The organism is Desulfobotulus pelophilus (genome assembly GCF_026155325.1).
Taxonomy (GTDB): domain Bacteria; phylum Desulfobacterota; class Desulfobacteria; order Desulfobacterales; family ASO4-4; genus Desulfobotulus; species Desulfobotulus pelophilus.
Genome location: NZ_JAPFPW010000001.1, coordinates 1 through 10,302, shown reverse-complemented (window position 1 = coordinate 10,302; position 10,302 = coordinate 1). Strand labels below are relative to the sequence as shown.

12 protein-coding genes and 1 pseudogene are annotated in these 10,302 nt (G+C 53.2%); 1 reads left to right on the top strand and 12 read right to left on the bottom strand.

Translation table 11 applies throughout. The features are described 5' to 3' along the window. Position 1 precedes the first annotated feature (1 nt). The 8 genes from flgN to OOT00_RS00030 form a co-directional block, all read right to left on the bottom strand. Positions 2-490: a flagellar export chaperone FlgN gene (gene flgN, locus OOT00_RS00065; protein WP_265423251.1), complete on the bottom strand. Its 489-nt coding sequence runs from the start codon at positions 488-490 to the stop codon at positions 2-4. 140 nt (positions 491-630) lie between these two features. After that, positions 631-954 carry a rod-binding protein gene (locus OOT00_RS00060; protein ID WP_265423250.1) on the bottom strand — a complete coding sequence of 108 codons (324 nt, stop codon included), beginning with the start codon at positions 952-954 and terminating at the stop codon, positions 631-633. A gap of 81 nt (positions 955-1,035) precedes the next feature. Next, complete coding sequence (locus OOT00_RS00055; protein WP_265423249.1) at positions 1,036-2,145, bottom strand: flagellar basal body P-ring protein FlgI; 1,110 nt, start codon at positions 2,143-2,145, stop codon at positions 1,036-1,038. A gap of 23 nt (positions 2,146-2,168) precedes the next feature. After that, the gene (locus OOT00_RS00050; protein WP_265423248.1) at positions 2,169-2,864 is read right to left on the bottom strand and encodes a flagellar basal body L-ring protein FlgH; all 696 of its coding nucleotides are present in this window, start codon (positions 2,862-2,864) and stop codon (positions 2,169-2,171) included. Between the two features lie 18 nt (positions 2,865-2,882). Continuing rightward, complete coding sequence (flgA, locus tag OOT00_RS00045) at positions 2,883-3,812, bottom strand: flagellar basal body P-ring formation chaperone FlgA (RefSeq protein ID WP_265423247.1); 930 nt, start codon at positions 3,810-3,812, stop codon at positions 2,883-2,885. Positions 3,813-3,879: 67 nt separating this feature from the next. Then, a complete protein-coding gene (gene flgG, locus OOT00_RS00040) occupies positions 3,880-4,662 on the bottom strand; it encodes a flagellar basal-body rod protein FlgG (RefSeq protein WP_265423246.1) in 783 nt (260 codons plus the stop codon). Positions 4,663-4,710: 48 nt separating this feature from the next. Then, positions 4,711-5,394, bottom strand: coding sequence for a flagellar hook-basal body protein (locus tag OOT00_RS00035; RefSeq protein ID WP_265423245.1), 684 nt, complete (start codon positions 5,392-5,394; stop codon positions 4,711-4,713). 263 nt (positions 5,395-5,657) lie between these two features. Continuing rightward, positions 5,658-5,948 (bottom strand): EscU/YscU/HrcU family type III secretion system export apparatus switch protein, encoded by a 291-nt coding sequence (locus OOT00_RS00030; RefSeq protein ID WP_265423244.1) that lies wholly within the window; start codon positions 5,946-5,948, stop codon positions 5,658-5,660. Between the two features lie 514 nt (positions 5,949-6,462). Here OOT00_RS00030 and OOT00_RS00025 point away from each other — a divergent pair. Beyond that, a complete protein-coding gene (locus OOT00_RS00025; RefSeq protein ID WP_265423243.1) occupies positions 6,463-6,624 on the top strand; it encodes a hypothetical protein in 162 nt (53 codons plus the stop codon). 29 nt (positions 6,625-6,653) lie between these two features. Here the strand turns inward: OOT00_RS00025 and fliK are convergent, their stop codons facing one another. From fliK to OOT00_RS00005, 4 genes and pseudogenes are all read right to left on the bottom strand, one after another. Further along, positions 6,654-7,670, bottom strand: coding sequence for a flagellar hook-length control protein FliK (gene fliK, locus OOT00_RS16305; protein ID WP_265423242.1), 1,017 nt, complete (start codon positions 7,668-7,670; stop codon positions 6,654-6,656). A 14-nt stretch (positions 7,671-7,684) separates the two neighbouring features. Further along, on the bottom strand, positions 7,685-8,158 hold the full coding sequence (locus tag OOT00_RS00015; protein WP_265423241.1) for a DUF6115 domain-containing protein: 474 nt from the start codon (positions 8,156-8,158) through the stop codon (positions 7,685-7,687). A gap of 22 nt (positions 8,159-8,180) precedes the next feature. Beyond that, on the bottom strand, positions 8,181-8,489 hold the full coding sequence (locus OOT00_RS00010; protein ID WP_265423240.1) for a hypothetical protein: 309 nt from the start codon (positions 8,487-8,489) through the stop codon (positions 8,181-8,183). Positions 8,490-8,564: 75 nt separating this feature from the next. Next, positions 8,565-10,302, bottom strand: a pseudogene (locus OOT00_RS00005) (hypothetical protein); the annotation flags it as partial.

The window sequence follows — 10,302 nt, the reverse complement described above, 5'->3', positions numbered from 1 at the left end:
GTCAGACCCTCCGGTTGACATACCCGTTGGCGGCACCTGCCATGCGGCGGTTACGGTCATAACCCGCCTGCTGCCGGGGCTGCATAAAAGCAGACATCATTTCACCCACCACATCCAGACAGAGACGAACATAACCCAGATTGGCGTCTGCCGTATTTTTCACCTGTTCCCGCAAGGTATGCACAGCAAGAAAAAAGGGCTCCAGTACCTTTTTTTCATCAAAAGAAAGGCGGCCCGCAAGGAGATCGGTTTGAAAATGCATACCATCCACATCCATGGTACGGCCTGCCAGAGACATGGTCTGGATAATCCGTTCCCGCACAGCAAGAATGGCTGCGGCTGCGGCCTGTTTTTCTTCGGCCAGAATCCAGAGAGGGGTAACATCACCCGATTTCAACACCTCTGCTTCCCTGTCCAGCACATCGAGCAGACCTTCAAAGCAGGTAATTTTTTCCTGGTAAAGGGCCATCAGCTCTTCCTTGAGTCCCATACCGTGCCTCCTTACAGATTCTTGATCTTTCTAAAAAACTATGCAAAAGATCGGCACATCCGACCCTTTGCATAAATTTTTTTGCATAATATGTGCCACCATCTTCTGGTGCCAAATACCATTCCACAATCAAAAGACCATCACCCTTCCGAGTCCGGCCTTGCCAGCTGACGATAAAGAAAATCACGCAATCCTGGGCTGTTATGACCTCTGGAAATACGATCAGCCAATTCCTCATCCATGCGGGACTCCCATATCTCTTCTGCCTGACTGCGGTTGAAAATGCCTCCTTCCGGCAAAGTTTGCCGCATGGCCTTCATCATGGTCTGAAGCATGATGGCCTCAAAACCGGCACAGGCCTCCTTCAGCCTTTCCTTTTCGGCAATCTTTGCCGCCGCCTTCACGTCCCCGGCTATTCTGGATTCCGAAACCATTGCCATCTGTACACCGCTATCCAGACGCATAGAACATCTCCCTGCTGCTTGAACATCCATTACGATTCTTACGTCTCTACAGTTTTAAGGTCTTTACGGTCTTTAAGGGTCCTACATAATCTCCAGATCCGCCTGCAGGGCACCGGCTGCCTTGATGGTCTGAAAAATACTGATCATATCCCTTGGGGTCACACCAATGGCATTGAGCGCGCGTACCAGCTCGCCTATAGTGGCACCGCCCCCCATGAGCATGACATTGGCCATTTCCTCATCCACCTCAATTTCCGTTTCCGGAACCACAACGGTTTCGCCTCCGCCAAAGGCTTCCGGCTGACTCACCCTTGCCATTTCCCTCACGGAAATACTCAGATTACCGTGGGCCACAGCCACCGTGGAAATTCTCACATTCTCACCAATAACCACCGTTCCTGTCTTTTCATTCACCACAATGCGGGCCGGCATATCCGGATCCACCTCAAGGGATTCAATCCCCGCAATGAACATGGGGATGGAATTCTGCAGATGCTCCGGTACGCGGATACCGATGGCCCCGGAATCCAGAGCCCTTGCCAGCGGCTCCCCCAATGCCCGGTTGATCACTTCCGTTACCCGTATGGCCGTTGTAAAATCCGGCTGATACAAAGAAAGGGTCAGACTGGAACGACCATCCAGCCGGAAAGGGATTTCCCTCTCCACGGTTCCCCCCCCTGCAATACGGCCCGCCAGCAGATGGTTTTTGGTCTGCCCGCCCCCTGCCCCTCCTGCACCATGCCCCCCAAGGGCCAAAGCTCCCTGAGCAAGGGCATAGACATGACCGTCTACCCCCTTCAGCGGAGTCAGCAGCAGGGTACCACCTCCGAGGCTTTTGGCATCCCCCATGGAAGAAATACTTACATCCAGCCTGTTGCCCACACGGGCAAAAGGAGGCAGATTAGCCGTAACCATAACAGCCGCAACGTTTTTCACATTGATCTGATTCCGGTCTATACTGATCCCCATGCGGTCCATCATGCTGGCCAGTGCCTGGGTGGTAAGCGGGCTGTTTTTATCCCCCGTCCCATCCAGTCCCACCACAATGCCATAGCCAACCAGCTGATTGGACCGCACGCCCTGAAAGGCACCCATGTCCTTCAGGCGTGCACCATGGGCCGGTACCCACAGTACCGCTGCCAAAAAGAAAGCCAGATACAAGCCCTTTTTATTTCCGTTCCATCCTGCCATGGCATCCTCCGGCATGGACCAGCCTAGAAAGGCCAGTACCTGTCAATAACCCTTGTCATCCACCCGGGCTTCTGCTTCTCTGCAATCACGCCACGACCTGAATATTCTATGCGGGCATCCGCAAGAACCGTAGACTGCACCCGGTTGTCTGAACCGATATCCTTAGGACGGATCACTCCTGAAACCGTTATATACTGGGTTTCATGATTCACCCTGAGTTCCCTGCTTCCGTAAACCATCACATTGCCATTGGGCAAAACCTGCACCACACGGGCTCCAATGGAGGCGGTAATCCGTCCGGAGCGGTCACTTTTTCCTGAGCCGTCAAAATCTGTAACGGTATTGGCCTGAAACAGCCGCGCCGGATCAATATTTCCACCCAGATTATTGGTCAGCCCAAAAGCATTGGGGATTCCAGCCCTTGTGGTACTGTCCCGTTCCAGCTTGGTATTGGCCGCCACCTGAGAGGAAGCATTTTCCACGATATCCACAATCACCGTGTCCCCAACCCGTCTGGCCCGCTGATCCGTAAACAGCATATCACCGGATTCGCTCCAGAGAGATCCCTCTGCTGGAGGAACGGCACCAAAAAAAGCAGCCGGTGCCTCCACACCCCTTGCATGGGGAGCCAGAGAAGCCTGCTGGGAAGGGGGACTTCCACCACATCCGGCCAGCATAGCCAGACCCACTCCCGTCAGCAGCCATCGTTTTCTGTCCATCCTGCACCTCCAGCATTCTTAAAAGGCCAAACGCACCCGCCCTGCGGCCATCACTTCTCCCTGCACCACCTTACCCGTGCGAAGGTTTTCCACGGGAATGCGGTCCCCGAGTCCACCGTCCCGCAGTGCCTGACCGGAGGTATGCACCCTCAGGTTATCACTTTCCACAACCATGCGAACCGGATCTCCCCGCCGCACAAGAGGGGGGCGGATCAGCCGATCAGAACGCAGCACATCCCCTTCACCCACCCTGAGACGAAGGGCCATTCCCAGAGCCTGATCCGGATGGCTGAGCACATCCCCCCTCAAACCCGTAATGTCCCTTCGTTCCTGCCGCAAATCTTCCGGACGAATCATGCCATCTTTCTCCAGATTTCTGGTAGCCACCAGAACGGTACCCATGCGATCAATCTGCGCAACAAACCGTAGATTACCCGCACTGTTTCCATCCACATAAACAGGAAACTGTCCCCGGACCCGGCTTCCCGTTCCCGTTGTTTCCAGTCTTCCCAGAGTCAATCGGCCCAGAGCGAAAACATTCTGACCCACCAGGCGCAAATCCCGGATCCGCACGGAAACATCCCTGTTTTCTTTCTGCAGGGCCTCATGCACCAGTACACGGACCCGCTCTTCTGAAATATGCTGGCCCTGACGTTCCACCCTTACAATCCCGGGGATCTCACATTCTGCATCGGGAAATTGCTGAAGAATGCGGATACGGATACGGCTACCCGGCAGGTTCAGGCTGCTTCCCGGTCCGGGACTGCGACCAAGGGAAAAATCATCCAAATCAGAAGTCCCATCAATCCGGGCAACCTGTCCCAGAAAAATTTCATCTCCCCTGACCGATACAGACTCCGGCAGCACCACCCTCACCGGGGCACCAGCCCCTTCCGTTCCCAGCACCAGAATAAGCCCTATGATATATAGCCACCTGAATCGTTCCATGGTTTCGCTTCCCAGTCTGATGCATGTGTCAGGCCAGCCTTTCACTTCTCTCTTCAAAAGCCTGCGGCTACCGCTTCAGACCGTTAGCCAGCCCCAGCATGGTATCCGCCGTCTGCACACTTTTGGAGTTGGCCTCATAGGCGCGCTGCCCCACAATCATGGCCACCATTTCTTCCACAACACTCACATTGGACATTTCCAGATAATTGTTGGCAAGGGTTCCCAGCCCATCTTCCCCAGGTATGCCTTCAATGGCTTCTCCCGATCCTTCCGTCGGCCGCAGCAGATTCTGTCCCATGGCAAAAAGTCCGGAAGGGTTAATGAAATTGAAAAGAGTTATCTGTTCCTGCAAAAGAATTTCCTCTCCCGGCCCATGGGCGGTGAGCATACCGTTGGACTGCATGGTGATCAGAATTGTTTCCGGAGGAATGGCAATTTCCGGCTGCAGACGGTCTCCCGCAGGCGTTGTGATAAAACCATCCGAATCCCTGGTGAAATTCCCTGCCCTTGTATAAAGGGGTTCCCCATTATGCATCACCTGAAAAAAACCCCGGCCCTCTATGGCAAAATCCAGATCATTACCCGTCTGGGTATAATCCCCTTCCGTAAAAATCTTCTGCACACTGGAAGGACGAACCCCAAGCCCTACCTGAATACCCGAAGGAATCTGTCCTCCACCGGGAGTAATAGCGCCAGCCACCAGCATGGTCTGGTACATCACATCCTGAAAATTGGCCCTGCTTTTTTTGAAACCCGTGGTATTGGTGTTGGCCAGATTATTAGCCACCACATCCGTCTGCATCTGCTGGGCCACCATTCCTGAAGCAGCCGTCCAGAGACCTCGTATCATGGAGTCCTCCCCTCACTGTACCTGTCCTGAATCATCATTGGCACCGCATCACGCCGGTGAACGGCCCAGCTCCGTAATGGCTTTGGTATCCATCTCATCAATGGTCATCATCATTTTCTGCTGAATTTCATACATTCGGTGTATGGAAATCATGTGACTCATTTCTTCCACAACATCCACATTGGCCATTTCCAGCGCCCCCTGTTTCATGCGTATATTCGCCGGCAGCAGGGCATCCTCCGCATCACCTTTGTAACGGAACTGAGTGCGGCCCTCTTTTTCCAGATCTTCCAGATTGGCAAAGGTCACCACGTCCAGAGCGGCCACCAGCTCCTCATCCACGAAAATGTTGCCCTGGCTGTCGGCATACAGCCTGCCGTCTCCGACGCCAAGGGGAACGCCTCCTGCCAGCACAGGCTCTCCCTGCTGGGTGACAAGAAAACCTTCCGCGTTCACCGTAAAGTTACCGTTACGGGTATACCGAAGGCCTCTGGGAGTTTCGATGACAAAAAAGCCCTCATCTTCCAGAGCAAAATCCAGATCATTTCCCGTTACCCGAACCGACCCCTGGCTCAGGTCCGTGTTCAGCTGTGCTTTGAAAGCACTGTCAAAGGATACGATATCTTTCTTGAAACCGGGGGTATCCACATTCGCGAGGTGGTTGGATGTGTTCTCAAAATGCCGCTCCTGGCGCAACCCGCCCTGTACCGGTCTTGTCATTTGAAGAATCATGCTTGCCTCCTTTATTCCTCCCCACCAACCAAGCAAAAAAAATGCCATAACCCCAAGAAGCCCACGGGGAGGGCGTTCCGGAACCATGGCTCAAGCCATCTGCATCTATGCGCCACATCATTGACGCAAAAGCCTCAGAAAATTTGACGGGTACAGGGAAAAAAATGCCGGGTGCACCAACAAGGCTCTTTTACGGAAAAACAGGCCAGCAATCTTTCAGTCTCCTGCCAATCCAACACAAAAAACCAGAATTTCCGGCCCGATTATTTACGGTGATTGTTTCCCGTACGGTAAACAAAGGCAAGGAGCTCTGCCACAACCTGATACAGATCCGGCGGAATCTCTCTGCCCACATCCAGCTTTTCCAAGAGAGTCACCAGATCCCTGTCCTCCTTTACGGGGATGCCGTACTCTTCCGCCAGTGCCAGAATTCTCTCCGCAAGGCTGCCTCTGCCCTTGGCCAGAACCTTGGGGGCTGCGTCCTCCAGAGCTTTATACCGCAAAGCCACAGCCTTGCGACGGGACTCCTTTCCGGATTGTGATTTTTTATCCATATCAATTCACTTTTCTTGTTTTACACCCAGCCCCTCCACAAACCTCTTTGACCTAAACAGCTCATATAACTCAGCCATCTTTCTCCATCATCACAACAACGCCGTTGCTTGATGGCTATATGGATGCTATATTTATTTATCTGAATAAAATTGATTTTTTTAAAAGCTTGTTCTGCATGGTTCCACCCATTCATGCAGGCTGAATACAAGACGAAACCATATTTTTAATCCCGGAGAGGAGGTTGTATGCAAAAAACAATTGCCCTTACCCTTTTCTATGCTTTTTTATTTTTATCTGTCCTTGTACTCAACGCTCTGGCCAACCCGGCTTCGTACCAGTGCCTGCAACAGGAAGCAAAGCGGACCCTTGAAAGAGCCCAACGATATGACCCCGATTTTACCATAAGCTGCGGACCCACAGGACCAATTTACACAGTGAGATCCTGGACCCACCGAACATACCAGGGCAATCAGGTTGTAAAAGAACAAAGAATTACCCCCAGCGGCCAAAGGTATGGCACCACTTTCAACCAAAATCAGTTACAAATGTGCGGCAACCCATGTCGTTAACACCCGTATGCTGAATCCCATCGATGGCTTCATGGCGCTGGAAGCTCTTAGATATTCTTCTTTCAGAACCTTGAAGCCTTCCATCGGTTTATTCTATTTTTATTGAACTTTTCAGTTTGGTATCCGCTTACTTTTTCAAACAATGATACCGCATCCTCCCTGCGCCCTGCTTTCTTCTTCCTCTTCTTTCCCCCTCTCATCCAGCACATGATAGCGAACGGGAAGAACATGAAAACCAAGGGACTGCAACCTCTGCATCAGATCGGGCATACCATTTTCAAAAAGAGCCAGAATATCCTGAGCTTCCGCACCAAAGCCCAGCTGAAGATCCTTGCCAAGCAATAACGCATCCGCCCGTATGCGCCCAAGACTTTCCAGATCGAGGGACAAACCAGCCCGAAGTATGCGGGAACCTGTCTCACCCCTTCCCCCATCTCCCAGATCCATATAAAAACGGCCCAGAAGAAACAGACTATCCAGCCCAAGGGGAAGGGGAATATAGATTCTGTTCTGTTCCACAAGATTCTTTGCCAGGCTCTCCCGAAACTCCTCTACCAGCTGACGGCCTTCCACCCCCCCTTCCTTTTCTGCCAGGGTCTCAAGGGAAAAGAAAAAAGGCATCTCCCTGACAACCGTGCCACTGCGCAGTCCCTGAGATGGGACCGGGTCATGGAACAGCAGTCTGACCAGATCACGCAAAAGATTCCGGATTTCCAATGGATCTGCGTTCATAGGAATGCGAGGCAGAAGAAAGGACATCCTTTCTCCTCCGGAGGTCACGGAGCCAGAGCGCTGGCCAAGAAAAGCCAGAAGCTGCAGCATACGCCCAAACGATCCCGTACTCTGAGACGAAAAGGAAGGGGCTGGCTGAGACGGGGATGCAATTCTTTCAGATGGGGAGGCATCCGTAACAATTTCCAGAACAGGACCTTTGGGAGTGGCGTGCACCCTCAGTTCCAGCAGGGTTCCTTCCGCAAGGGGTTTTTCCGGCCGCAGCAAAAGACTCTGCCCGCCAAACGCCAGACGGATTCTCCCATCACCCAAAGCAGCGGTGACCCTTGCACGGATGCGGGCTCCCGGCTGCAGCAGTTTTTCCAGACGGCTCTGTTCACGGAAGCCCGTAAGGGATGATAGGGAAACAGAAAAAGACACAAGCATTCCTGCATCTAGCCGGAAAGGGCATCCAGCTTACGTTTCAGGTCAAGAATCAGGCTTACCTCACCAGGACTCACATCCAGCTCACGGGCAATATGCTCCACACTTCTTCCCTGGGAGGCCAGCTCCAGAACCGTCTCCTGAACATCTGCCGATTCCGGTATATGACGATGATTCTCTTGAGATTGCAACCTTACTTCCGTACGGTTCACAAGAAGGTTCAGGGCCGTAATCCGACGATCAAGGTTTTCATTCAGGCTATGAATCAACCTCTGTTTTTCCCGCAGCTGACCATCAAAGGCCACGGAAAGCTCCTGCGCTTCCTTGACCATAGGACGGAGGGTTGCCAGAACACGATTGACAGCCGAATGTACCGCATTCTCCTCCAGCCGTTTCGCCAACCGCCTGAGACTCAGGACCACAAAAAAAATCAGCAGAATATTCGCTGCCATGGGTATGGCAATCCAGTACAGAAGCGTATCCACAAAGAGCCCTCACCAGAAAAGATCACGCGCGGGTAGTAAACAGACTTCCCACACCATCGGAATGCTGCACGTCCTGTTTTTTTTTCTGTTCTTCCGGGTTCTTTTTACCGGAAGACTCCTGCTCATCCCGCCTGCTGTCCTTCCCGTCTTTGCCGGCTCGCAGCGAAGCTTCTTCACTAAGCTGCACCTCTTCCCGACGGCGGGCTTCCCGCTCCGGCTGAACAGCCAGAGCCGCCTGTGCACTGTCATAGGGCTGAGCTTTGAGATTATGGGCCTCACGCACAGCCCCGCCCTGCTGAATCACCATATTAAGATTGGGAATGGTTGTCATGCTGCCTCCTTGTAATTCCGGATTCTGGGAGCTGCCGCTTCCTTCTACCGGAACCATGCGGGGTTGTCCGCCGGATCAGCCTATGGAAAAATGGGTAAATACCACCCTCAGAACCACCCTCTCCCGAAAAGATTGATTGAGGGCATCCATCAGTTCATTCTGCAAATTTTCTTCCGTAATTTCTGTTTTAGCGGATGCATCCACAATCCTCTTCAATGATTGATACACCACATCCCGGAAACGGGCAGGCTCTGCTTCAAAACGCCGGGCTGCTTCCGGAGCAAGATCAACGGACAGATCCGCCACCAGATAAGCGGCATGGGCAACTCCCGGAGAGGATGGCACCAGAAAACCAGGCACGGCGAGGGAGATAAAGGAAGGAAGGGGAGACAAGACATCCCGCACCTCGCCCTGCTCCGCAGCAACGGGAACCGGTGCTTCTGCCATGGGTCCAACGGGGGTAGGGAGCTCCGGGGATCTCAACAGCCACACACCCCCTCCACCGGCTATTATAAGGGCCGCAAGCCCGGCAGCCAACGCCATGATCCATTTCTTCCCCGCTTTTCCCTTGTTTCTGTTGTTCTCATCCGGAGGCATGAGAACAACACGATCTTCCTCCGGCGGCAGGGATCCGGCAGGAGCAGGCTTGACCGGCTCTGAAGAGGGAGCACTTTCTTCTATGGATTTCCCCGGAAACGAAAAATCCATAGAAATATCGGCATCGGAAGACCCCTCCACATCCTGCAAAAGAGCATCCAGATCCTCCTGACTGAGAACTTCCTTACCTTCCTCAAATACCGGCTCTACAACATTTTCACGCTCTGGGGCCTTTTCCTCCACCCCCACATCCTGCATGAGTTTTTCCAGATCCTGCTGGGAAATGAGGTCGAGAACATCTTCACCTCCTCCCCCATCACCATCACCGCCAGTTTCCACATCTTCCAGCAGATTTTCAATGTCTTCACGGGAAATCAGGGGGTCGCTTTCCAGACTGTCGCCTCCCGTTGCCTCCTTGTCCACGCCCGCCAGCAGCTTGTCGATATCATCCTGAAGAATAAAATCATCTTCCGACGGCTCAAGGCCCTGCGGTTTTTCCTTTTTCGACACTGGTTCCGTGGCAGGAGGAGGCTCAGGCCCTTTTTCCTGCTCCCTTTTTTCTGCTTCCAGCAAGGCGTCCAGATAGGCCTGACTGATGAGATTAGAGCCTGTCTCCGTTTCATAGGGAGGCAGGCTCTCACTTTTTTCTGACAGCGAATCCGAACGGCCTTTCGGTGCTATCTCTGGTGTGATTCCCAGCAGACGATCAATTTCATCCTGCGAAACACCGAGACCGCCTTCTCCGCCATCAAAATCCTCCGAAGGCGAAACGGAGGAAGGGGCTCCTTCCCCCCTGTCCGATAGAAGGGCATCTATTTCATTCTGACCCACAAAATCCGGGTTGTCCCCGTCTGCGGAAAGAGAGTTGTCACCCTGAGAAACAGGAGAAGATGCCTCTCCACCACCGGCAAGCAGAGCCTCAATGTCATCCTGACTCAGGGTGTTACTACCCGCCTCAAAGGCATCTTCCGGAGGGGCGGGGGTATCCTTTACGGAAGGTTTGTCGCCGCCGCCGGCAAGCAGAGCCTCAATGTCATCCTGACTCAGGGTGTTACTACCCGCCTCAAAGGCATCTTCCGGAGGGGCAGGGGTATCCTTTACGGAAGGCTTGCCGCCACCGCCGGAAAGAAGAGCTTCTATGTCATCCTGACTCAGGGTGTCACTGCCCGTATCAAAGGCATCTTCCGGAGGGGCGGGGGTATCCTTTACGGAAGGC